The organism is Wolbachia endosymbiont (group A) of Anthophora plumipes (assembly GCF_964028115.1).
In the GTDB taxonomy this organism is placed as follows: domain Bacteria; phylum Pseudomonadota; class Alphaproteobacteria; order Rickettsiales; family Anaplasmataceae; genus Wolbachia.
The window spans coordinates 212,635-236,477 of the sequence record NZ_OZ034756.1 but is presented as its reverse complement, the minus strand read 5'-3'; the positions used below and the strand labels follow the sequence as shown (position 1 = coordinate 236,477).

General features: G+C 34.9%; 26 protein-coding genes. 8 read left to right on the top strand and 18 right to left on the bottom strand.

From position 1 onward, the window contains the following. Positions 1-14 precede the first annotated feature (14 nt). Positions 15-1,892 carry a hypothetical protein gene (locus tag ABWU75_RS01255; RefSeq protein WP_353286906.1) on the top strand — a complete coding sequence of 626 codons (1,878 nt, stop codon included), beginning with the start codon at positions 15-17 and terminating at the stop codon, positions 1,890-1,892. Here the strand turns inward: ABWU75_RS01255 and plsY are convergent. From plsY to recA, 6 genes are all read right to left on the bottom strand, one after another. Next, positions 1,883-2,461, bottom strand: a complete 579-nt coding sequence (gene plsY, locus ABWU75_RS01250) for a glycerol-3-phosphate 1-O-acyltransferase PlsY (RefSeq protein WP_264732027.1) — start codon at positions 2,459-2,461, stop codon at positions 1,883-1,885. The genes ABWU75_RS01255 and plsY overlap by 10 nt on opposite strands. Before the next feature lie 12 nt (positions 2,462-2,473). Next, positions 2,474-3,940 (bottom strand): alanine/glycine:cation symporter family protein, encoded by a 1,467-nt coding sequence (locus ABWU75_RS01245; protein WP_253309422.1) that lies wholly within the window; start codon positions 3,938-3,940, stop codon positions 2,474-2,476. 1 nt (position 3,941) lies between these two features. Beyond that, a complete protein-coding gene (locus ABWU75_RS01240) occupies positions 3,942-5,270 on the bottom strand; it encodes an alanine/glycine:cation symporter family protein (protein WP_353286905.1) in 1,329 nt (442 codons plus the stop codon). A 31-nt stretch (positions 5,271-5,301) separates the two neighbouring features. Next, positions 5,302-6,072 carry a CDP-alcohol phosphatidyltransferase family protein gene (locus ABWU75_RS01235; protein WP_182183504.1) on the bottom strand — a complete coding sequence of 257 codons (771 nt, stop codon included), beginning with the start codon at positions 6,070-6,072 and terminating at the stop codon, positions 5,302-5,304. Further along, complete coding sequence (locus ABWU75_RS01230; protein WP_253309960.1) at positions 6,069-6,761, bottom strand: phosphatidylserine decarboxylase; 693 nt, start codon at positions 6,759-6,761, stop codon at positions 6,069-6,071. The genes ABWU75_RS01235 and ABWU75_RS01230 overlap by 4 nt, the downstream gene beginning before the upstream one ends. 164 nt (positions 6,762-6,925) lie before the next feature. Then, positions 6,926-7,993, bottom strand: a complete 1,068-nt coding sequence (gene recA, locus ABWU75_RS01225) for a recombinase RecA (protein ID WP_264687864.1) — start codon at positions 7,991-7,993, stop codon at positions 6,926-6,928. Between the two features lie 141 nt (positions 7,994-8,134). Here recA and truA point away from each other — a divergent pair, with 141 nt between their 5' ends. Beyond that, positions 8,135-8,872 carry a tRNA pseudouridine(38-40) synthase TruA gene (gene truA, locus ABWU75_RS01220; RefSeq protein WP_353286904.1) on the top strand — a complete coding sequence of 246 codons (738 nt, stop codon included), beginning with the start codon at positions 8,135-8,137 and terminating at the stop codon, positions 8,870-8,872. 88 nt (positions 8,873-8,960) lie between these two features. Here the strand turns inward: truA and dnaN are convergent, their stop codons facing one another. From dnaN to ABWU75_RS01180, 8 genes are all read right to left on the bottom strand, one after another. Then, a complete protein-coding gene (dnaN, locus tag ABWU75_RS01215) occupies positions 8,961-10,118 on the bottom strand; it encodes a DNA polymerase III subunit beta (protein ID WP_264732021.1) in 1,158 nt (385 codons plus the stop codon). Between the two features lie 123 nt (positions 10,119-10,241). Beyond that, positions 10,242-10,739, bottom strand: a complete 498-nt coding sequence (locus ABWU75_RS01210) for an invasion associated locus B family protein (RefSeq protein WP_353286903.1) — start codon at positions 10,737-10,739, stop codon at positions 10,242-10,244. Then, positions 10,732-11,625 carry an RNA polymerase factor sigma-32 gene (locus tag ABWU75_RS01205; RefSeq protein WP_253309418.1) on the bottom strand — a complete coding sequence of 298 codons (894 nt, stop codon included), beginning with the start codon at positions 11,623-11,625 and terminating at the stop codon, positions 10,732-10,734. Before ABWU75_RS01205 ends, ABWU75_RS01210 begins: the two co-directional genes overlap by 8 nt. A 305-nt stretch (positions 11,626-11,930) precedes the next feature. Then, positions 11,931-12,401 (bottom strand): transposase, encoded by a 471-nt coding sequence (locus ABWU75_RS01200; RefSeq protein WP_353286902.1) that lies wholly within the window; start codon positions 12,399-12,401, stop codon positions 11,931-11,933. Positions 12,402-12,497: 96 nt separating this feature from the next. Then, positions 12,498-12,635, bottom strand: a complete 138-nt coding sequence (locus ABWU75_RS01195) for a hypothetical protein (protein WP_353286901.1) — start codon at positions 12,633-12,635, stop codon at positions 12,498-12,500. Between the two features lie 76 nt (positions 12,636-12,711). Continuing rightward, positions 12,712-12,837, bottom strand: a complete 126-nt coding sequence (locus ABWU75_RS01190) for a hypothetical protein (RefSeq protein ID WP_264732015.1) — start codon at positions 12,835-12,837, stop codon at positions 12,712-12,714. Between the two features lie 993 nt (positions 12,838-13,830). Beyond that, positions 13,831-14,619, bottom strand: a complete 789-nt coding sequence (dapF, locus tag ABWU75_RS01185) for a diaminopimelate epimerase (RefSeq protein WP_253309959.1) — start codon at positions 14,617-14,619, stop codon at positions 13,831-13,833. Next, entirely contained in the window at positions 14,600-15,187 is a 588-nt protein-coding gene (locus ABWU75_RS01180) for a nitroreductase family protein (RefSeq protein ID WP_264732013.1), read from the bottom strand. Before ABWU75_RS01180 ends, dapF begins: the two co-directional genes overlap by 20 nt. Positions 15,188-15,272: 85 nt before the next feature. Here ABWU75_RS01180 and ABWU75_RS01175 point away from each other — a divergent pair, with 85 nt between their 5' ends. Together ABWU75_RS01175 and ABWU75_RS01170 are read left to right on the top strand one after the other, a co-directional pair. Beyond that, positions 15,273-15,800 carry a biotin transporter BioY gene (locus ABWU75_RS01175; RefSeq protein ID WP_250296035.1) on the top strand — a complete coding sequence of 176 codons (528 nt, stop codon included), beginning with the start codon at positions 15,273-15,275 and terminating at the stop codon, positions 15,798-15,800. Further along, complete coding sequence (locus ABWU75_RS01170) at positions 15,797-16,207, top strand: DUF1284 domain-containing protein (protein WP_253309887.1); 411 nt, start codon at positions 15,797-15,799, stop codon at positions 16,205-16,207. Before ABWU75_RS01175 ends, ABWU75_RS01170 begins: the two co-directional genes overlap by 4 nt. A gap of 1,239 nt (positions 16,208-17,446) precedes the next feature. Here the strand turns inward: ABWU75_RS01170 and ABWU75_RS01165 are convergent. The 3 genes from ABWU75_RS01165 to ABWU75_RS01155 form a co-directional block, all read right to left on the bottom strand. Next, a complete protein-coding gene (locus ABWU75_RS01165) occupies positions 17,447-18,448 on the bottom strand; it encodes an IS110 family transposase (protein ID WP_353286900.1) in 1,002 nt (333 codons plus the stop codon). Between the two features lie 144 nt (positions 18,449-18,592). After that, entirely contained in the window at positions 18,593-18,730 is a 138-nt protein-coding gene (locus tag ABWU75_RS01160) for a hypothetical protein (RefSeq protein WP_265017218.1), read from the bottom strand. An 85-nt stretch (positions 18,731-18,815) separates the two neighbouring features. Beyond that, positions 18,816-19,643: a hypothetical protein gene (locus tag ABWU75_RS01155; RefSeq protein WP_353286899.1), complete on the bottom strand. Its 828-nt coding sequence runs from the start codon at positions 19,641-19,643 to the stop codon at positions 18,816-18,818. A gap of 160 nt (positions 19,644-19,803) precedes the next feature. On the opposite strand from ABWU75_RS01155, the gene ABWU75_RS01150 reads away from it, so the two are divergent. From ABWU75_RS01150 to ABWU75_RS01135, 4 genes are read left to right on the top strand one after another with little or no spacing between them, the layout of a single operon-like run. Then, the gene (locus ABWU75_RS01150; protein ID WP_264732005.1) at positions 19,804-20,442 is read left to right on the top strand and encodes an HAD family hydrolase; all 639 of its coding nucleotides are present in this window, start codon (positions 19,804-19,806) and stop codon (positions 20,440-20,442) included. Continuing rightward, positions 20,442-20,936 carry an RDD family protein gene (locus ABWU75_RS01145; RefSeq protein WP_253309894.1) on the top strand — a complete coding sequence of 165 codons (495 nt, stop codon included), beginning with the start codon at positions 20,442-20,444 and terminating at the stop codon, positions 20,934-20,936. Before ABWU75_RS01150 ends, ABWU75_RS01145 begins: the two co-directional genes overlap by 1 nt. A 59-nt stretch (positions 20,937-20,995) precedes the next feature. Continuing rightward, positions 20,996-21,472, top strand: a complete 477-nt coding sequence (gene bfr, locus ABWU75_RS01140) for a bacterioferritin (RefSeq protein ID WP_264732003.1) — start codon at positions 20,996-20,998, stop codon at positions 21,470-21,472. Position 21,473: 1 nt separating this feature from the next. After that, on the top strand, positions 21,474-22,091 hold the full coding sequence (locus tag ABWU75_RS01135) for an SURF1 family protein (RefSeq protein WP_353286898.1): 618 nt from the start codon (positions 21,474-21,476) through the stop codon (positions 22,089-22,091). Between the two features lie 30 nt (positions 22,092-22,121). Here the strand turns inward: ABWU75_RS01135 and ABWU75_RS01130 are convergent, their stop codons facing one another. Next, a complete protein-coding gene (locus tag ABWU75_RS01130; RefSeq protein WP_264688048.1) occupies positions 22,122-23,840 on the bottom strand; it encodes a monovalent cation:proton antiporter-2 (CPA2) family protein in 1,719 nt (572 codons plus the stop codon). Between the last annotated feature and the right edge of the window lie 3 nt (positions 23,841-23,843).

The window sequence follows — 23,843 nt, the reverse complement described above, 5'->3', positions numbered from 1 at the left end:
GTTGAAGATAAGCTATGATAGGTATTTCTCAATTACAATTTCCTTCAAAGGAATCTAGCAGGCTAAAGTTTGTTAGTTACTTTGCAACTTTTGTTTCTTTAAGCATTATCACTAACCCTGTTAATGTTCTTTTTTCTCTTGGTACTATATTCTTCAGGTCTGAAATTAAAACTCTTTATATCTACAAAGAAATAAAAGCGGCAAAACAGCAAAAAATGAGCAAAAGGGAATATTGGGAAATATTTTTTAAGAACAATGCAATCAAGGTAGCAGCCTTCCTCTTGTTTTCTGCTTTCATAACATATCTCACTTTCACCTCCACTTTCTTACTAATTTCGTTACTGGGAACTATACCACTTACAATGCTATTAATTTTATTGCAGAGTGAACTAAGGCCAAAAGATTTTAACCCATTTACGCTGCTTAAAGCTTCTATAAATTTCTTTTTGGAAGGTATAAAAGAGAATTTACGTGGTATGGTTAATAGTTTTGATGTTAAGCTCGAACATTTGCTTCCTCATAAATTAAATGATGATATCAATAATAACGTTCACAAATTAAGACATAAGTATAGTGAACAAGTACCTGAAGACGTAATCAAAAATGATGAATATATTCAATTCATTGGACATATAGATAGTTCATATGAGTTTAGTGATGAAAATAAAGGAAGAGTAATTACATTTTTAAATGACTTTTGCAAAGATGATCAAAAGCATAGCTCTGGCTTTACAGGTGGACAGATTTTACTTTTAGTTCTGAAAGCCTGCAATGATGGAGACAGAGAAGCTGTAAAAAATAAAAAAGACGCGTTAATTACAAATTTGCTTGATAGCCAAACTTTCTCTAGAAAAGAGCGAATCCCTAACACCTGTTTTACCGGTATTGTCTACAGGATGTTAAGTACGCTAGAGGGTATTCGTCCTGATCCAGAAATTAGATTTACTCCCCCAAGGGAAATGTTGCTCTCAGAAGCACAAAATAAAGCACGTGAGTTTATATTAGACAAGTTAAAAAACAAGAAAAACAATAAAGAAATCTTTAATGCTTGGTATAAGGTTCAGAACAATCCTGGTGACAATGAAAGTCAAAAAATAGTTGATGATTTCATTTCAGAAGTAAGTATTCCCTTAATGAGAAAATTACTGAGTTTTATTTCTCAATATAGTGAACAAATTGTGCTGACGTTAATGAAAAATATTAGCCCTATAAAGTTAAATAAATTACAATGTTGTGAGCTGGTTCAGCACATGAGAAATAAACTGCAGGAGCATGATTTAGATGACCAAGAAAGTTTACTTGAAAGTATTAAAGAAAAAGTATTCTTGGGACTATTAAATCGAGATTTACTTAGGACAGATTTTTCTCTCAAGGGTTCATCTTTGGATGAAGCTAAGAGAGTAGCTGACACGATAATAGTGGAAGAAGTAAAGGAATTTAAATTAAAAGCTGAGAGGACTATTGAAGGTCAAGTGGTTAGAATGTTAGATAAGTTAAAGATGCTGCCACAAAGTAAAAGATGCTATAGAGTATATGTAGAACTCAGTAAAAATAACGAAAATGATAAGGAAAAAATAAAGAAAATTTTGCAAGAAAGGTTAGAAGTAACAAAAGCAGCAATGGATGAAATGTTAAAAAAAGAAGCTTCACATAAGCTAGAGTTAGAAATTGAAAGTGTATATGAAGGAAATAAAGATCATGTTACTCAACTTTATGAAAAAATAAAGGAAGCGAAGCAAGGATTTATTGAAGACGGACTTTTAACACCTCAAGAAGTAGAGAATATAACAAAAGCAAAAATCATAGACTTAAACGAAAAGGACAAAATCATACCGTCAAGCAATTTGTCTCGTAGTTTAAGTGTCAATAATTTGGCAGCACATTATCTATAAAATTTATACTCTTTACCTTGTAAAAGATTCGCAATATTTCTATGGTGTTTTAGGAAAACTAGTGTTCCTATAACTAGTAATGTTAAAAACAAATTCCTCTGAAAAAAAAAGGACCATGCTACAGCCACTATAGTAGCCGTCAAGGAAGCAAGGGAAGAATATCGAAAGGTAAAAAACACTGCTAGCCAAACAAATATAAACACTAATGCCACAGGTATGTTAAACGCTATCAACACTCCCAGAGTTGTTGCAACTCCTTTACCTCCTTTAAATTTTAGCCAAATAGGAAACATGTGCCCTAAAACTGCTAAAATTGCAGATACATATATATAAAAATCGTTATTATCACAAAATTGTTGTGCTATATAAACGGCGATGAATCCTTTTAAGGAATCCAGAAGTAATGCCAGAGCAGCAAGACATTTATTTCCTGTTCTTGCAACGTTTGTAGCGCCAATGTTTCCTGAACCTACTTCTCTTAAGTTTATCCCTTTTATTTTTGTAATGATTAAGCTAAACGGTATTGAACCTAATATGCAGGATAGTATAAGGACTACATGCTTTTCCATTATACCAAGAACCTAATTAATTTTATTATTCCTCAGCCTCTTTAGGTAGCACTGAACTTCATCGTTAATCTGATTACTAAACAGTATAAGCGCTGTCATGTTGATGAGAGCTAAACAAGAGAACAAAGTTCCACCGATATTGGCAATAGCCATTATATCTTTAGAAAGAGCAGAAAAAAACGCTACAATTATTACTGCTATGCGATATATCACTATACTTTTTGCACCGAATAAATATAGCCACCCCATTTCACAACAATATACAAACGAAATTACTGAAGAAAATGCAAACAAAGGTGCAGCTATGGTTAAAAGTATAGGAAACCATGAAGAAACAGTTTCAAATGCCTTTTGAGTGATTAATATCCCTTCACCAACACTAGTCTGGTATGCACCTGTTATTACTATCGTTATTCCAGTTAAACAGCAAGTGAGCATTGTATCAAAACACGGTTCTATCATAGCAACAAGCCCAGTTCTTACTGGTTCTTCATCTTTAGTTGTTGCATGAGTAATTGCAGCAGAGCCGACACCAGCTTCGCTGGCAAAAATTGCTCTTTGAATTCCAGCAACAAATGCTCCTACCATCCCTCCGCCAACAGCATTAAAATCTATCATGCTGGAAAATAATATCTTAAATGTGTGACCAAGATTGTGGATATTAAATCCAATAATAATAAGGCAGCTACATATATATATGAGTGACATAATAGGCACTAGTGCAGAAGATACTCTAGCTATCCTTTTAATTCCGCCAATAATCACTAGAGCAAGCAGCGCAGAGATTATGGAAGAAAGAAACCAAGAGTGACCATCTACCCAACTTGAATAGCCAGATAATATTGAAACCATTTGGTTGGTTTGAAACGCTACACTTCCACCAAGACCTGATAATACAAAGAATACTGCATATATTGCAGCTAAAACAATACCAAGTTTTTTAAATCCAAATTCCTCCAGACCATTCCTTATATACTGAAAGGGACCACTAAACAATTGCTCCTGATCTTCTGTTCTATGTCTAAATGCTAAAGTCACTTCGGCAAATTTTGCTGACATACCAAAAAAACCTGTAATCATCATCCAAGGCACCGCTCCTGGCCCTCCCATTGAAACTGCAATTGCGACTCCAGCAACAGTTCCAAGGCCTACTGTGCTTGAAAGTGCAGTCATAAATGCCTGAAAATGCGTAATATGACCATCATGGTGATTCGTGTCATATTTTCCACATAAAATAGCAAACGCATGCTTAAACATTCTTATGTTGAGAAATCCAAAACGTAATGTTAGAAACACATAACCAAAAGCTAGTAGAAAGATTATAAATGGCACGTAAAGGATTTTGAAAAACAGCACTTCATTCATGAAGTTATTTATTCCATTCAACACAGCATCATAACTTTCATAAAAACCTGAAGCAGCGTACACATCATTAAACAATAGGCAAAATAACACCATACAAAGTAATCTATAAATCATGTTAATACCCTTTAGAATTGTAATAAGAATCTATTGTATTCAAAACTTCCCTTCTTAGTAGATATATTGCAACAGCATTTGGAATCATAAGGCACATGAACAAACTGTCGCCTAGGTAAGATATAAATTCTATATTTTTTGACATACAACTAATATACACTGAAACCACTATAAGAATTTGGAACGGTATCAGTATTTTTTTATTACCAAATAAATACAGCAGAGCAACTTCACAGTAGTAACAATAAGCTATTATTGTAGAAAATGCAAAGGAAAACATCATTAGCGGAAAAACTAACTTGCTGAACAAGGGCAAAACTGTTGAAAATACCGAACTAATTAGTGTAATATCACCCACGTTATCAGTGCTATGCATACCAGTAATAATTATCACGATACCAGTCAAAAATGAGATTAGTATTGTGTCTATAAGTGGTGCAATCATTGCAACGCATCCAACTTTAATTGGATCTTCTTCTTTTACAGCTGAATGTGCTATAGCTGCTGTTCCGGTACCTGCTTCGTTAGCAAACACTGATCTTCTCACTCCTGCTATTAATCCGCTCAATACTCCGCCTCCTATAGCTGATTTATTGAAGATGTCTTGGAATATTATGGATAGAGCATTCAGCAAATTACTTCTGTTTACATAAATTAAATATATACACATACCCATATATAGCACTATCATAATTGGTGCTAAGCTCGTTGAAACGAAAGCAATGCGCTTTATTCCTCCCAATATTACAATAAAGACAAGCAGGGATATAATAATAGATGCGTTGTATTCGAAGAGGTTATTTGACAATGCTGCTATCTGATTCGCTTGAAATGGTATACCGCCCAAAATCATTGCAATAAGTAGCATAATTGCATAAGTAAAGGCAAGAAATCTACCAGTTTTTGCAAGCCCGTACTTCATGTAATAAAAAGCCCCGCCAGTTGCATTTTCAGAGCGATAGGTGAATGCAAGCACCACCTCGGCAAACTTTATCGACATACCAAGTATTCCGGTAATTACCATCCAAAAAACTGCACTTGGGCCCCCTATTGTGATAGCTATTGCAACTCCTGATATTGTTCCAAGACCAACTGTTCCTGAAATTACTGTTGCAAACGCTTGAATATGAGTGATTATGCCATTGTTATTGTTATTACACTTTAGATTGAATAGCGTCTGTATTCCATGCTTGAACAATCTAAAGTTAGTGAATTTGAATTGGATGGTACAAAAAACCCCAGTTGCAATTACCCAAATAATTATAAATGGAATGTTAAATATCTTTATGTACAGAAATGAATTTAACAGTTCACTTATTTTTACAATCATGCTGCTCACTACTTTTTATTACAACTTATAGCTAACGAGCTTTATACGAGTAATATATATAAAGCCCAGTGCTTACTGGAATAGTAAGTACATACACTACACCTAAAATTGGTAGCGTCATCCAGGGCTTACTGATGAAAAATATAATAAGTACTCCAAAAAATGACACAAATATATAGGATAGGCTTTTGGGAACATAAATATATTTTGCAGAGAAAGTTGGAATGTGACTTATCGAAAAAAATGAAATGGCCAGAAAGTAACAAGCTACGTTTCTTGTGTTAAAAAATCGCTCTATGAGAAGTAAGTATTCACTCTCATGAGATTGAAAGGTAATAATTATTGGTAACAAAGAAAGTAAAGCACACACTGGAGCTGGAACACCAGAAAAGAAAAATTTTTCCCAGTGTGATTGTTCTGAGTGTAGCGAAACATTAAATCTTGCAAGTCTTATTGATATGCAGATTACGTATATCATTACTAAAATCCAACCTATGACTTTGATTTCGTTTAGCTTCCAAAAATACAAAAGAAATGCAGGCGCTGCACCAAAATTTAGAAAATCTGCAAAAGAATCAAGCTGGGCTCCAAAATCGCTAGTTGATTTTAGAATTCTAGCTATTCTGCCATCCATTCCATCTATTATTGCTGCAATGATGATAAAAATTACTGAGAATTCCCATTGTTCATTAAATGTAAATTTAAGTGAAGTGAGACCAGAACATAAACCCAATAAAGTTATAAAGTTTGGGAATAATTTAGTAATAGGTAAGAATCTACTGTTACTTCCATCGTTATTCATATAACGTCAAAAGTAAGCTTCTCTTGAACGTTTTCCTTATTTAAGTTTGCTATAATTGTTTCACCACCAATAACAGTTTGCCCTTCTGAAACTCTGACTTCTATATCAGCAGGAACATAAATATTCACTCTACTACCAAATCTTATAATTCCAAACCTTTCACCTGCTTTCACATTCTGGGATACTCCTAAATTACAAACGATACGACGTGCAATTAATCCAGCTATTTGCTCCACAATAATTTCTTTTCCCTTTTCGTATTCAATCACAATAACCTGCTTTTCATTTTCATTACTAGACCTATTGCTCATTGCGGATACAAACTTGCCTTTTTTATAATTCATTTCCTTTATCGTACCAGATATTGGTATACGGTTCACATGGACGTTCAAAACACTTAAAAATATGCTAACAAGCGTGAACTTCTTCTCTTCTCCATTTTCTGCCGATAAAGGATAATTAACTTCTTCAATTTTTGAAATCACACCATCAGCAGGACTTAATATAAGATCCTTATTGTTTGGCACAGCTCTTGTTGGATCGCGAAAGAAATAAGTACACAATAATGTCGGAAACAAGCACGTAACACCAAACCCCCAAGATATAGAGAATGCTATACACGTTACTATAAAGGCAACGACTATAAATAAATAACCTTCCCTGTTTATATTAGGTAAACTAAAACACATAATCTTATTCACAATAACCTATTGTTAACAATTTATCATTTATAATTTCTCATGAAAAGCTTTTTTTAACTGCTTCAGCAAAGTCCTCTTGATACAAGGTAACATTACAGATTAGCACACACCGTCATACTGTAACAACCCATCCAACACAAACTAAGTTTAGATCAGAACACTGATTCTTCTAAAAGTTGCTCACTATCCTCGTCTATTATAATAGAATTATCATGATTTCTGAGTAAATCTCTGATTTTCATTTCTATTTCATTTGCGACTTCTTTGTTTGTTTTTAGGTAAGTTTTTACATTCTCTCTTCCTTGTCCAAGACGTGTATTGTTATATGAATAGTAAGCACCTGCTTTTTCAAGCACACCAAGCTTTGCTCCCATATCTATTATTTCTCCGAGTTTTGATATACCTTCATTGTACATTATATCAAATTTCGCTTCTCTAAATGGAGGAGCAACTTTATTTTTTACAACTTTAACTCTTGTTTCATTGCCTGTAATATTTTCTTTGTCTTTTATTACACCAACTTTTCTTATGTCAAGCCTTACAGAAGTATAGAATTTTAATGCATTTCCACCCGTGGTAGTTTCAGGATTTCCATACACTACTCCTATTTTCATACGAATTTGATTAATAAATATCAATATACAGTTCGCTTTTGAAACGGCAGAGGTTAGCTTTCGTAGCCCGTGACTTAGAAGCCTTGCTTGCAGCCCCATATGTTGATCACCCATATCACCTTCAATTTCAGCTCTTGGAGTTAACGCTGCAACAGAGTCAATAACTATCACATCAACCGCACCAGAACACACTAAGTACTCAACAATGTGTAATGCTTGTTCCCCAGTGTCTGGTTGCGAAATTACTAAATCATCAGTGCTTACCCCAAGTTTACGAGCATATAAGACATCCAATGCATGTTCTGCATCGATAAATGCGCATGATCCTCCTTTTTTTTGTGCTTCAGCAATCACGTGCAAGGCAAGAGTGGTTTTACCAGAACTCTCGGGACCAAATATTTCAATTATACGTCCTTTTGGCAGACCTCCAACACCTAGAGCCGAATCAAGCGCAATTGATCCTGTGGATATTGTGTCTATTTTCTCTACAGGGTTTTGCTTCAACTTCATTATTGCACCTTTACCAAATGCTTTTTCAATCTGGCTTATTGCGTTATCTAATGCTTTTTGCTTATCATTATTTCTTTCTTCTGAGTTGTTTGCCATGGATCATTTATTAACTTGTATAACTTCCATGATAATCGAACGTGAACAACCTGCCAAGGGTTTTTTAATAACGAAGAACGTTATCGTAGAAAAATTAGCTACCTAAATTATATTAAGATAGAAAGTTAGATAGACTCTGCAGTGCGATACAAAATAACGATAGAATACAATGGTAGTAGTTTCTCTGGCTGGCAGAAGCAGCAACATTCTGCTAATTCAATCCAGGAAGCCATAGAAAATGCTATATTTAATTTTAGTGGTGAGAAAGTTACTTTGTACTGCGGTGGCAGGACTGATGCAGGGGTTCATGCTTTAGGACAAATTGCTCATTTTGATATGGAAAAGGAATTTGAGCTTTATAGAATAAGAAACGCAATAAATTATCATTTAAAATCAATTCCCATAGTTGTACTGAATGCAGAAGTTGTAGATGATGCGTTTCACGCACGGTTTTCAGCAAAAAAAAGATATTACGAATACAGAATAGTTAATCGCTATGCTCCTGCCGCTCTGGAGACAGGTTATGTATGGCAAGTGTTTAACCCACTTGATGTAAATATTATGCGTGAAGCTGCTAAACATCTACTTGGAAAACATGACTTTTCAAGTTTTCGTTTAAAAGATTGTCAAGCCGCAAATCCGATGAGAACAATTGATGATATCGATATAATACAAAATGGGAATCATATACACATCAAAATATCTGCTATTTCCTTTTTACATAACCAAGTGAGGATCATTGTGGGTACTTTAGTTGAATTTGGAAAAAATAGAACTAATCCACAAGAAATGCTAAATATATTAAACCAATGCAAAAGAAATGCAGCTGGAGTTACTGCACCACCTTTTGGCTTATATTTGGTAAAGATAGATTACTAATTTAATAAAAAGTAACGTTCTTAGTGAAATAAGTGTCATACCGCCACGGTATCTCCAGATCCTGCTAACAAGAAGCGGGATGACAAGTTTAAGTTCTCATTGGCATCACTACATATAATACACTTGAATCGTCTTCATCAGTGATAATTGTAGCACTATTACCATCGGCTAAGCTAAACTTACATTTATTTTTTATGCAGGATAGAACATCAAGTAAATAACGCGAGTTAAACCCTATTTCTATAGGGGCTTCATTGTAGTCCACTTCTATGGATTCAGTTGCATCATTGCACTCTTGAGAGTTTGAATGCAGAGTCAGCAGCTTTTCTTGTAGTGAGAATTTAATGGATTTTACTTTATCAGATACAACAACGGAAACTCGATCTATAACATCTGAAAGTTTTTTACTTTCAATAATCATATGCTTATCTTGAGATGCTGGAATAACTGCTTTATAATTTGGAAAAGTCCCATCTATTAATTTTGATATTAGAATATATTCACCGCATGTAAACTTGATTTTTCTGTCTGAGAGTTTTACATTAATTTCATTACAGTCGTCCAATATTTTTAACAGCTCCATAACAGTTTTACGTGGAATGATCACACCAAATTCGCCATTGATGTTCCCAGGCTTTGGTCTCTTTATACATGATAAACGGTGACCATCAGTTGCAACGCAGTACAGAAACTGCTCGTCTGTATGTAGATATATTCCATTTAAATTATACCTTGTATCATCTAGTGATACAGCAAATTTTGTTTTAGTTAATAAGTCTATCAGGTCCGTATTTAGTAGAATAAAATCATGTTTATAATTGTCTTCTTCAAGAGCAGGAAAGCTGCTTGAAACTACATTCGGTAAAGAAAAGTTTGCATTTCCGCAAGACATCAATAATTTTCTTTGGTTGTTTACTTCAAAATTGACATCCAAATCAGCGGGTAACTTCTTCACTATGTCATGTAAAGTATGCGCTGAAATTTTTACTTCTCCTTCTGTTAATACGGTTGAAGCAAGTGAGGCAAACATTGAAATGTCAAGATCAGTTGCCATTAATTTTATGCTGCCGTGTTGTGCTTTGATATTTATACATGCCAAAACATCTATTGCATTACGCCTTTCAACCACTCCACTTACTCTGGATAATGTATTTAAAAGACTTGTACGGCTCACGCTAAAACGCATCTGCTCGCACACAGAATTTTGCTTTTTGATTTCTGTATCTACACCTGCAACCTCTGACATTGCTAACTCTCAAAAATATATTTTAAATGATATCCACATCCTATATAAAGTAAAGTGCTATTTATATTTCCATTGAAAGAGTAGTCCAGTTTATACTATAGCTGGGTATTTTGTTACAATGATTTACTTTGTATGACATAAATCATGCATTTTTTGATACGCTTTTTGAAAACCAAGTAGGGAATAAGTATCATCAATGGTCACTGTTTTTGTTTTTCCATTAACTACCATTGATAATCCCTGCTTCATTTTTAGAATGAGATCTTGATCTATTTTTGTATGCTCTGCCCACGCAAAACTTCCCTGTATTATAGGCAGTGTATATTTAATTTTTTTGTCGATATTGAGAGCTACAGGCTCCTTATCATACTGAAAACCAGAGGTAACGCTTACCTCATCTGCTTTTTTATCAACATAACTGACCATTACATACGGCTTGCGATTGGTTGTATAATGCTCGCTTTTTGTCTTAGGGTAAGATACAATGTAACATACTTTCTCTCCATCTTCTGATGCAGTATATACAAGCCAGTCTTTGTATTTTTCCTTCAATTGCACATCACTAACCGATGCAAAAGTGCCTATTGAAAAAAATATTAGAAATATAAAAAAACTACGCATGCAAACCAAATTTCAAACTTTCTGATTGTATATATTGTTTTACCTTAGCCATCGCCTGCTCAGCCAACTGTCTTATTCTTTCTCTTGAAACACAATATTTTTTACTAAGTTCATCTAGAGTTTGAGTGTTTTCAGACAAATATCTACTGATAAAAATGTCTCTTGCCCTTTCGTTAAGGCTTGCTAGTGCATTGTTTAAAATTGTTTCTTTTAATTCTTTTTCTTCATGATTCTGATAGGTTACTTCTTGACTGACCAAGTTACATGGGATCATATCTTGCAACTCCCTTTTAGAGTCATCACCTATTTTTATGCAATCGTTTAGCGACTGATCCTTACAAGCCAAACGGTAATTCATCTGCAGAACATCTCCTTCGGATACAGAAAGCTCATTAGATATTGCTTTTATTTCTTCATTACTTAAAGTCTCTCTGTTTGTATACTGTAAAATTCTTTTTTTTATTTTACGTAAACTAAAAAATAATCTTCTTTGTGCTTGCGTTGTGCCTATTTTCACGAACGACCAAGATTTCAATATAAAGTCTTTTATTGAAGCTTCAATCCACCACACTGCATAAGTTGAAAAACGAAACCCTAAATCAGGATTAAACTTTTTTACTGCATGCATTAAACCCATATTCCCTTCCATGACCAGGTCCATCAACAATAGTCCATAATTTTTGAATTTCATTGCAATTTTCACTACCAAATTCAAATGGCTGGTAATCAATTTATGAGCAGAAGAAATATCCTTATATTGGTTCCAATTTTTTGCTAATCGTACCTCTTCCTCTTGAGACAGCATAGGGAATTTTTGCACTCTAGCAATATATTGCATGAGATTGGTTCTGCTATCAACACATAAGCTTGCCATTGGGGTCAACATAACAACTTAAATTAAAACTTCATATATATAATATATTGATTTTCGAGCAAAAATTCAAGCTTTGATTTGAAAAAAGTACAAACCTTCTATCTAATTGGGATCTTAAAGACGATAAGCCCCAACACAGCTACCTGGGTAACACTATATATGACATCCTGCCAGCGTGTAATGATGAACATTATAGTTTAAATACGTAGTAAGTGGTCTTATTCCAGTGCCTTGACACTGGAATCCACATTTCTTTTTTCTAGATCCCAGTGGGCTTTGTTGCATAGCAACGTAAGTTTTTTCCAGAGTAAATAATTTTATGCGACTATTTCAAATTTAGGCATACCAATTGCAGTAAATTTGTTCATTAAGTAGCATTTAATAAGCAGTTTCTTCTCTCTATTTGTCTCAGATTTATTCTTAAAACTAAACCCAAATATTCGCTTCAACCTTGAGAAAAATCCTTCAATATACGATCTTTTTCCGTAATTTACTTCTTCTTTCCATCTTTTTATACCATTCTCACCATGTAATTTCATTAACTGAATAGCGGCATTTCTATCAAGCATATAATCCAATTTTGGATGCTCTGCTGCGTTGTTTTTCGGAGGAATTTTCGTTTTTATGCCATATTGATTACACAGCTTATAGAGCTTTTTTCTATCATATGCCCTATCTGCATATAGTGCTTTTATAGCATATTTAACATCAAATTTCCCCAATGCTCCATAGTGATCAGAGTAAACGCCATTACTGTATTTTGTAGCTATGACTTGTTTGCTCAACATTATGTGCAATTTTCTTACTTGTTTATAGCTGCGGTACTCTCTATCTTTGCTATTTTCTTTGCTGTGTGTTGTTGTATATACTAATTCCTGTACTGTCTATAGCAATTTCGATATCTTCCATCTTATTTTTATCAACTCTGCAATCATTGATCTTAATATCAAGTTTCTTTTGATGCTTGTGAATAGCTGCAAATTTTTTCCTATTTGTTCAATGTATCCCTCTAAAAATCCCACTCAAACCTATTCTGAATAGATGGGTTATTATATGTATCAAAATTACCACTTTGTTGCTGTAAATATTGTTGCCACCCTACATTTTTGGCCCAATTTCATACCAATTTTCTATGGCTTCGTTGATATAATGAAAAATATTTCCTCTTTTTTCTAGAAATTTGTTATATTCTCTATGGTTACTGACTCTCATTTTTTGTGGCATATTTATCCTTAAATCGTCATTTTATAATGAATTTAGTCAGTAATCACTAGTTTTTCTGCTGCTATGCAACAAAGCCCACTGGGATCCAGATTGGATACTGAGTTGGTGAGTATAAAAGTATAGCTAACGTGAGCTCTGCGTCATGCCGCCACGGTATCTCAGCAGATCCCGCTAACAAGCAGCGGGATGACGATTGTCAGGGTGTCATCCCAGCGCCCCTATGATGTCATCCCAGTGCCTCTTTTTTGTCATCCAAGTAGCCCCTTTTTTTGTCATCCCAGTGCCCAGACACTGGTTCACTCTATAATGGCAGTGCCTCTATGATGTAAGGAATCCAGTTTTTATGCAATCTCATCAAGAACGTTGTGTTTTAACGTAAGGTTGGCTACTGTTTACACTCACTAACTTAGCTGGATCCCAGTGTCAGGGCACTGGGATGACAGCAGTCCTACGTCATACCGCGATTCATTCGCGGTATCTCTTAACATAGATCCCGCTAACAAGCAGCGGGATGACACCTCTCTTGGGCTCTTTTAGCTACAAACGTTAAGAAATTTACCAAACGAAAAAAAAGGCAAAAGAAGCCCTAGTCATTGTCTATTTTCAGTATTGGCGTTTTTTAAGTCTTAAACACCGCAATTTAGCTGCTTTTAAATGCAACTCACCTTAGTTTAAATGTTTAAGAAATTTACTAAGCAGAAAAAAAGGCAAAAGAAACCCCGTGTTAGCTAGTTGTCACTCTCTAATCCTGCAAATTGGCGTACTATACTGTCTTAAACGACTTATAAGCGCGTTTCAGCTTATATAGGTAAAAACCCAGAAATGTTGTGAAGACATAAGGTGCACATAGTGCAAAAAATTAAAAATAAGACGCCAACTACGTTGTTTTCTTGCTGTTTAATCTGCACAGATGAAGATAACTGAATACCTTCACTATCATGATAAGGGGGCTGGCGGAGTTTGTCAAGTAGTTTTGCATTGTGAAAACAATTATCACAAAAATCCTATATCACCGGTCATGAATACGTTATTTGCCCATTCGATTAATAACTTACCTCCTGGTAAATCTACTGAAGTCTGTTGGGCAGTCAGATATCCACGTAGTGTGGATGCAACAAGTGCTGCACAGGCTGCACTACCGCATGATGCAGTAATGCCTGTACCTCTTTCCCAAACTCTTAAAGCTATTTCTCCAGACTTTTCAACTTGTGCAATACTAATATTAATTTTCTGAGGAAATAGTACGTGATTTTCTAGCTTTGGTCCTAAATTTCGTAATGGTATTTCACTTATGTTATCAACAAAAAAAACTATATGAGGGTTACCAATATTTACTGCAACAGGATCTTTTAGCATTTCAAGCTCTATAGGTAAGTGAAGAGTGTCACACTCAGTAGACAAGGGAATTTCATGCCATTTTAGCAAAGGTTTACCCATGTTAACCTTTATGGATTTATCACCAACTTTAAAACACTCTAAAATGCGTTTGTTTACCAGCTCAATAGTGATATACTCAGTACCTTTTTCTGACATTATCAAATATCCAACACAGCGTGCTGCGTTTCCGCACATTTCAGCTCGACTACCATCAGCATTATAGATATGTATAAAGCAGTCTGCAGCATTAGACATTGTTATAATTATCACTTGATCACAACTGCTTTGATCAGCAATTTGTCTATAGTTCCAGTCTAAATTGTTTGTTGAACGTGAGTCTATGATAACAAAATTATTGCCAGTACCGTGCATCTTGATAAAATTTTTAGGACCTTGGCCACTCATCATAAAAAAATATTTCTTCTATTGGTCTTCTTTTTTTCTTACTTGTTTCAGCGCCCTCTTCTTCGTAACCAACCGCTATCACTGACATTACATTAAAATCATCGGATATGTTGAATCTTTCTACTATTTTATCTCTATCAAATCCACCCATTTGATGAGCCATTAAGTTCACAGATGCAGCCTGTAGCATAAGTGCATAATTTGCTGCACCAGTATCATGACTAGCCCAAAGATTTTCTCCTTTACCTCGTTTACGGAAGTTTTTAGCACTTAAAGATATGATTAACACTTGTGCATCTTTTGCCCATTTTTGATTAGATTCATCAAGACAATTTAGCAGCTTTTCCCATGCGCTTTGATTGTTCTGTTTGTTGCATATCACATATCTCCAAGGTTCATCACCAAAACATGAGGGAGTCAGCCTTACAGCTTCTATTAAAATATCCATGTCTTCCTGAGATATTGCTCTTGTAGTATCGTATGAACGTCCGCTGTGTCTTGCTTTCATCAACGATAATAGATCTTGTTTACTCATCATTTTTAATTTAATAGTGCATAAATAATTCATTGTAGCACAATATGAGCAAAATTTAAATTGCAAAACCTCTTATACACATATATTACATTTAATAAGTTATTTTTATTGGGAAGGTATGTTTATAACACAATCTAGCAGCAGATCAACACTGGCTGAAATATTGTCTTGCGTTTTACTTTTATTCTTGATGGCTCAAATAAGCGTACCATTGCAGCCTGTGCCTATCACATTGCAAACTTTAGGAGTAATGCTTATTGGGCTTAAATTTAACCGCAGAACAGCATTCTATTCTGTGCTTACATATCTATCACTTGGTGCAGCAGGATTTCCTGTTTTTGCGAATTTTTCTGGTGGTTATCACATTTTTCTCGGACCAACAGGTGGATATTTAATTGGCTGTTTAGCTGCTGTTATGGTAATGAGCAAAGTAAATGAATTACTGAACTCTAAATATAAATCATTTGTGTGTAATTCTTTAAGTTGTCTGGCTGGTACAGTTGTAATCTTTATTTGTGGTGTTAGTTGGCTTGCTGTTTACTTGGGTCTGGGACAAGCAATAATGGTGGGTGTTTTACCATTTATCCTTCCTGGTTTGGTAAAAATTTTTCTACTCGTAGCGGCTTTGCAGTATTTGAAAAAGTGATAAGGTTTCGTCCTCATCATTTCATGTGCACCCTTGCATTTCAAGGGTATGGATATTCTCGGGATTTTATAGAAAATTATAAAAAGATAGCAAGCAAAGTAATGAGTGATCCTAACACTCAAATCAAAGTAGTTGGCAATCTTGATAGTATTTGTAGTGCTTGCCCAAACCAGATTAAACAAGGTAAATGCACCACACAAGCTAAAGTTTTAGAGCTAGATAGAAGGCATATGGGAATTTTAGGAATAAAAATTGGCGAGACTTTAACTTGGAATGAGGCGGTAAAAAAGATTAGAGAGAAAATGTCTTTAAAGAAATTTGATTACGCATGTGAGGGGTGCAATTGGCAGCCATATGGAATATGTAAAAATGCCCTTTTAAATTGTCATTCCTATAAAGGTAGTTGACAAAATGTTAAGATAAATTGAAGCATTTTTGTGGAAATAGACTTCTTGCACTACCTCCCAAGCCACAACTGTCATTCAGTAGAAAAAAAACTTGCTTGACAAACTCCGCCAGCCCCCTTATTGTAGTATTAAGGGTATTTCTGACTCAAAACTTGTTTTTGACCTGCAGGCTCAATGACAAAATTCAGTAAAAAACTTAGGGTATTTTTTGGCGGACTACATAAAATTATAGCGGCTGCATGTCTTTTTTATTTTTTCTACATTCAGCCAAATCGCGCTTATTTTAAGCGTTAGCACATTATTACAGCGCCACTTACAGTAATATAGAGTCAAAACTCGCACCACGGGGCTTCTTTTGCCTTTTTTTCCGCTTGGTAAATTTCTTAAATATCTTCTTAAATTTTATAGCTAATCAGTACTGGGATGACAAGAAAGGAGCACTGCTATTATAGAGTGAAATGAGATCCCAGTGTCACGCACTGGGATGACATTATAGGAGCACTGGGATGACATTATAGGAGCACTGGGATGACATTATAGGAGTACTGGGATGACATTATAGGGGCGCTGGAATGACACCCTGACAACCGTCATCCCGCTGCTTGTTAGCGGGATCTAGAGATACCGCGGCGGTATGATGCAGGAAAACCTAGCCAGCGTTAGCCATAACACAACACTTTTATACTCACCAAACCCAATGCATTACTTGCAATTAAGTTTCCTGGATTCCAGACTAGAATGACACCGTCATAAAAGAACCAGTGTCAGCTACTTGCATGACACCTTCCTGATAGACAATGTTCGTACAGTGTCAGCTACTCAGATAACAGGAAGAAGGTGCTGGGATGACAGGAGATACCGTCTTGTTAGTCAACAAAAAAATTATAAAAATTTCCCAAGTTGCATCATAAAATCAAAAAATACTTCCAATTGTGTAACAGTACACAGATTATAGTTAGTGGATATGTTGATAAGTAAATTAGTTTTATACGCACAAAACAGATGAAGTTTACTTATCAACATATCCACTAACCAACAACACTCAATAAATTTGTGTAAGATACCACTTTACATAAGATAGATAGGAAGCATTTTTGATTTTAAAGTACTAAACCTTCAGTCAACCTCCTAGCCCTGTAGTTTTTGATATGGTTATACCAATTCTCAATAATAATGAGACAAATGAAAAAGAGTGCTTTCCGCCTATAACTGGAGGTTTAAGTGAATTTATCGTATATTCTATTTGTCTTCCCAATAACGAAGTTTGGTATTAGGATCAAAAGCACTTTTGGATGTCAGAATACCGAAAATGATATGGAGTAGCTTACGCATTGCAGCACCAACGATGGCCATATTATGCTTACCCTTTTCCTTTAATCTTTGGCAAAAGCTCATAATGATAGGATTGTGATTCTTAGCTACTATGGCAGGAAAGAAAAGTGCCTTACGTAATGTTTGTGAACCGGATTTACTTAATCTGGGTTTGGCATATACAGAGGAACCTGACGTCATATTTCGTGGTATAACTCCTGTATATGCTGCCAATTGCCTGGCATCTCTAAAAACCTCTATATCAGAAACTTCAGCTAAAATAGCTATTGCTGATTCTTCTCCTATGCCTGGAATAGTCAATAGAAGTTGAAAATTTTCCAACAATTCTTTGTGTTGATTTAATAGTTCACGTACGGAGTTTTTTATTGTTTCTATTTTTTGAGCTATATTCATTGCAAGGTCTTCCCAAGCATTTGCAACTTCTTTAGGCAGTCTCTCTTTTTTTTCTAAGTGGTTATTTACTAATGTTAACTCATCTTTTAACGCAACTGAGCAACGATAAAGATGTTTTAATTTTTTCATTTCAGGAGAAGGTGGTGTCCAACTAGAAGGTTCCTGTCTTTGGCAATAATCAGCAATAACTTCTGCATCGGTCTGATCATTCTTTTGTCGTATCAGCTTACTCCTTGCATAAGATTTTATGCAATAAGGATTTACAACACTTACAAAATGTCCAGCATTGTGTAGAAATTCAGCCAGTGCTTCGCTATAACAACCAGTAGATTCCATGCAGGTTTTTACTTTTTCTACATTATGTTTGTGTAGAAAATTCAGTAGACTTTGAAACCCATGATCATCGTTCTTAAAGCTTCTTTTTCTAGTTTCACGCTTTCCTTTTTTGCTTATAAATGAGAGAAAAACATCAAAGCGATCTTTTGATATATCTATGCCCAAAAAGTTGTTGATCATATATAACCCCATACGTTACCATTAAAAATGAAAAGTAAGGCTAGTCTTGTGAATACAGAATTAGAACCATTCAGGTCTTTCTACGATACCGTCCAGCCTATACTTTTGAGAAGGGAATTCTTATCTCCTCTACAGATTTTATATCTAAGAGGAAGCACAGAGTTCCTCCCTTCTCCACCTAATGCTTAAGCTTAAAACATTAGATGCTTTTGACAAGATACAAGAAGGAGGCACTGGGATGACATCATAGAGGCGCTGGGATGACACCCTGACAATCGTCATCCCGCTGCTTGTTAGCGGGATCTATGTTAAGAGATACCGCGGCGGTATGATGGTTCGTGGCGGTATAATGAAGCTTGAAAGCGGATCACCTTTCACGACCTGTATTTACTTCAGGAGTATTAACAGGTGTTATCGTTGGGTTTTCAAGTTGTGTTGCTTGCTCTAAGCCCTTGCTTATACTTTGGTCCTGATTTAAAATTTTATCAAAGTGCTTACTCTTTTGTTGCTCTTCGTTATTTGACGTATCTCTTTGGGCATCTTCTTTTATGCCACGAGCATTTTCCACACTCTTTTCATCCTCACCTAAAAGTTTTTCTAATATTTTCTTAACAAAGCGCTTCAGAAGACTCAAAAACCCTTCTTCTTTTTGATTTTCTTGTGGTTGAGGTGTGGTATCTTTTTTGCCTGGCTCAGTGTTGGGCTTCTCTTTTACAGAACTCTTGCTCACTGAGGGACTAACGATGTGCTCTGATGGCTGTGTATCTGTTTGTACAGAAGCCTCAAAAGTCTTTTTTTGTCCACTCTGTTCAACGCTTTTACCTTCTGCTGTAGTTTCTCTAAGAGTGTTGGCTGCTTCTTGAAATTTTTTGTCACTTTTTGGCTCTGCAACTTTTTCACTTGTGAAGATGCCCTTCCCTTTATATTGTTGGTCAAGCTCAGCAATTCTTTCAAAATCTTGATGTACTTTTTCATCTGTACGCCTTTTTTGACTTTCAAATTTCTGATTCAATTCTGCAACGCTTTTCATTTTGTTTTCGAGCTCTTTACTTTTCATAGCCTTTAGAGCCTTTGTTCCTTTTGCAATATAATTAACCTTCTCTTCTAACGGAGTACCTTCTGGAAAAGCACCTGGAGAACGTTCAAAGACACCTTTAAACTTTTTTTCAACACTTTCTTTAGATGTCTGGGCCATACCTGTTACCTATTAAAACATATCATATAACCAGTATATTAGCTAATTATATAAAAAACAGTTAACATAACTTGTGGTAAAGAGTAAGAGCGTCCTATTTATACTTTTTTTATTAAAATGCTATTTACTTATTAAGTTGAAATGTATAACCATATAAGAGATGAAGGATAGTCAATTAGCAGTAGTATTCGATTGGGATAATACCTTAGTTGACACTCAAGATAACATTTTTAATGCTATTAAGCATACCATAAACTCAATGGGGTATAGTAATAAAGCTGCTGATAGAAATTCCCATGAGTCGAGAAAGAGCTATATGGTCAATTTATTTGGCGATCAGTGGAAAAAAGCGAACCAGATATATCAACAATATTTAGACGATGCACTATTGCAAAACATTGCTCTGAATCAAGGAGTAGAGAAAATGTTGCAGACACTAAAAAGCCACAATATTTATCTAGCAATAGTAAGTAATAAGAAAAATACTAATTTACGTGAAGAAGTTACCTATTTTAAACTGGATTCTTACTTTGAAAGAGTGGTTGGGTCATGCGATACCGCGGAAGATAAACCATCTGCAACCCCACTGCTATTTGCACTAGAAGAGAGTACGTTGCCTATAAATAGAGAAAATGTGTTTTTCGTTGGTGATAGCATCACAGATGTTCTGTGTGCACAAAATGCCAATTGTTTACCTATTATATACGGTCAATCAATAAGCGGTTATGAAGATTTGTCATGTTTTCAACATTTTGATAAACTTACAGATTTTATAATAAAGTATTTAGAAGATAGGTAATGACCGCTGTTACAGAGATTGCCAGTATACAAAGGCGCTTTTGCGCATATTTAATAGATGTAGCAATTTTATTAATTCCAACTTTATTAATTATACTGCTATTAGAGGATTCTCCGTTGATCTTACATCTATCATACATGTGTGTAAATTGTAGTTACTTCACATATTTTATATCTTCAAAGGCCCAAGCAACTCCAGGTCAACAGTTAATGAATATATGTACTATCAATTTAGATAATTCTAAAATAGACTTGAATTTAGCGTTTGACAGAAGCACTTCCCAGTTTTTTCTTCCTTTGTTAAACAGTGTAGTAGTTGTCCTTACTGAATTTTTGCAAGATCAGGAGGTATTAGTGAATGTCTTGAGTGCATTGAAAGTAATTATAATGCTGCTCACTCTCTGCTGGTATCTAGTTGCTTGTTTTTCTAAAAAGAAACAGACATACCACGACATGCTATTTAATACGGTTGTTATCAAAGGAACTATTAAATGAGTTGCTATAATCATCGTTATCATATAAATTATGCTGATAAATTGAACTAAGGGAAGATTATGAATGAAGAGATAGTAAAACATTTGAACAAATTATTGACCAATGAGCTGACTTCTGTACGTCAGTATCTTTTGCATTTTGCGGTTCTCAAAAACAATGGAATTAATAGACTTGCAGAAAAGGTAAAAAATGAGCTTAACGAAGAACTTGAACATGCAAACAAGTTGGCAGAAAGAATTTTGTTATTCAAAGGAGTTCCAAATTTTCAGGATACAAACGAAATATCAAAGCATGATGGAAAGTTTACAAAAGACACAATACAGAAAATCTTAGAGGCTAATTTAAAATTAGAGGGAAAAGGTATTAAGGATATCAAAGAAACAATTTCTATCGCTGAGAAAGAAAAAGATTTTGTTAGTGTAATGTTATTAGAAGAGATGTTAAAGAATGAAGAAGAGCATTTCCATTGGATTGAGAAACAGATAGACCTTATTGAACTAATGGGTGTTGAAAACTATTTAAGAACACAAATATAGAGTGTTAAAAAAAACAGTATTTATTTTAATTATACCTTGCTCACTTCTTTTTTTATTAGGGTTATGGCAAATATTCAGATTGAACTGGAAGAATAATATTATTAAAAGTATGAGTCTTCCAGTTGTTCATCTATTGCCCAATAACGACCTTGAAAAATTTAACTATAGGTATGTCAAGATCGATGGGATTCTAAGTGACATAGAACTATATGTTTTTGCAGGGCAACACGGCTATCACGTGCTGTCTCCTATGTTGCTCACCACTGGACGTTACATGTTGGTGAATAAAGGAATAGTCAGAGAAAAAAAGGAGAAAAAAGTAAAAATTGAAAAAGTAGTTGCAGATGGAACTTTATATTGCGATAGCAATAAAAGCAAAAATTGGTTCATCAAAAACGATACTGCTTCGAATACATGGTTTACCCTGAGTACAGAGGAAATTTCCAATGAGTTAGGTATTAAGCTAGAGAAGTGTGTATTGTGGCCGAACAATTTTGGCAGCAAAGTAGCTATACAGCCAATGAAGCATTTGGAATATGCAATCACTTGGTTTGCACTTTCCTTAACTTGGTTGATTATGTGCGTAATTTACTATAGGCAAAACCTCAATAAAGCTTGAAGCTTTCTGTACATAAAATTAGAAAAGTAGTTATTCATCTTTATCACTACCAAGGTCTTTTAACATACTGTAATTGCCTTTTCTGAATCTACTTTTTAAAGACGTAACTCCACTTTCGCTAATACCACTGAGGCTCAGTGCAGCTCCACCTAGCTGCAATCCTATCTCAGATGTTTCAGGAATAATTTTACTAGCTCCTAGATCTCTATAAACCTCCACATTACTCAGATCTGGTAAGCGTATTACAATATTTACATGCGGAAAATTTGCAGCAACTAAGGAAACAACTTTTTTTATAGTAACTTCATTCTTTATTGAAATAACGAGAGCTTGAGCTCTTTCTATTCCTACTGATTTTAAAATTTCACATCTTGTAACATCTCCAAGATATATAGGAAAACTATCACTTTTTCCTTCTTTGACTATTTTTGATTGAATATCTACAACAACGTAACTTAAATGCTCTGCAGTAAGCATTTTTGTTACCATATATCCCACTCTACCAAATCCAGCAACTATTACATGGTTATAAAGATCTTGTGTATCTGTTTCAACAGCTTCATCATCTAATATTATTTTCTCAGTGCTAAATGAGTTTGCTATCCAATCTCCAAGCCCCGATAAAAGAGGAGTGAAAGCCATGGTTACTGTAGTTACCATCATAAGTACTTGAGCGATTTCACTTGGTAGCACATTTAGTTCATTTGCTAAGCGAAATAAAATAAACGCAAATTCACCGCCTTGTGAAAGTAGTAACCCAGCTTGTATAGCAGGTGCACTCTTAAACCCAAAAAATCTACACAATATATATATGATAGATGTTTTTAAAACGATAAGGATAATCGATAATAAAGTAATTAGTGGTAACTTATTGAGTAAAAGTTCGGTATTGATAGACATACCAACAGTCATGAAAAATAAGCCAAGAAACAAATCTTTAAATGGCAATACTGCGTGTTCTACTGAGTGTCTGTATTCTGTTTCTGCAACTAACAATCCAGCGACAAATGCACCTAATGCCAACGATAAATGGAATTGCTCAGTAATAAATGCTGCTCCTAATACTATTAAAAGCGTTGTTGATATAAAGACCTCATTACTTTCCATTTTAGCAATAACCGAAAATAAAGGTCTAAGCAATAATCTACCAGTTATAAATATCAGCACTAATGCAATAGCTGCTTGCACCAATGAACCTGCCAATGAGCTTATCAGGCTGTGCTCAGAATTGCCAGCAAGTAAAGGTACCAATACTATTAATGGTACCACTGCAAAATCTTGCATTAATAGTACTGCTATTGACAACCTACCAACCTGACTTGCTTGAGAACCTTTTTCTTGCAGAACCTGCAACACTATTGCTGTTGAGGATAGCGCAAGCCCACCACCAATAACTGTTGCTATATTCGTATTCACTCCGAAAGCAAGAGCGATGCACCATATTGCTACCATGGTAACTATAACTTGAAGAGAACCGAACCCAAATACATGAATACGCATAGCGATCAGGCGTTCAAATGTCAATTCAAGGCCTATAATGAATAATAGGAAAACTACACCAAATTCTGCAAGATTATCCATTGCTTCAGCTGAGTGTATCAGATTAAATCCATGAGAACCAATAACTGCACCTGCAACGAAGTAACCGAGCACTGGACTAATATTCATTTTCCAGAACGCTATGACTATAAACACAGCAGCAGAAAGTAAAATTATAATATCAAACAAATGCTGAGAGCCACTGTGCATGAT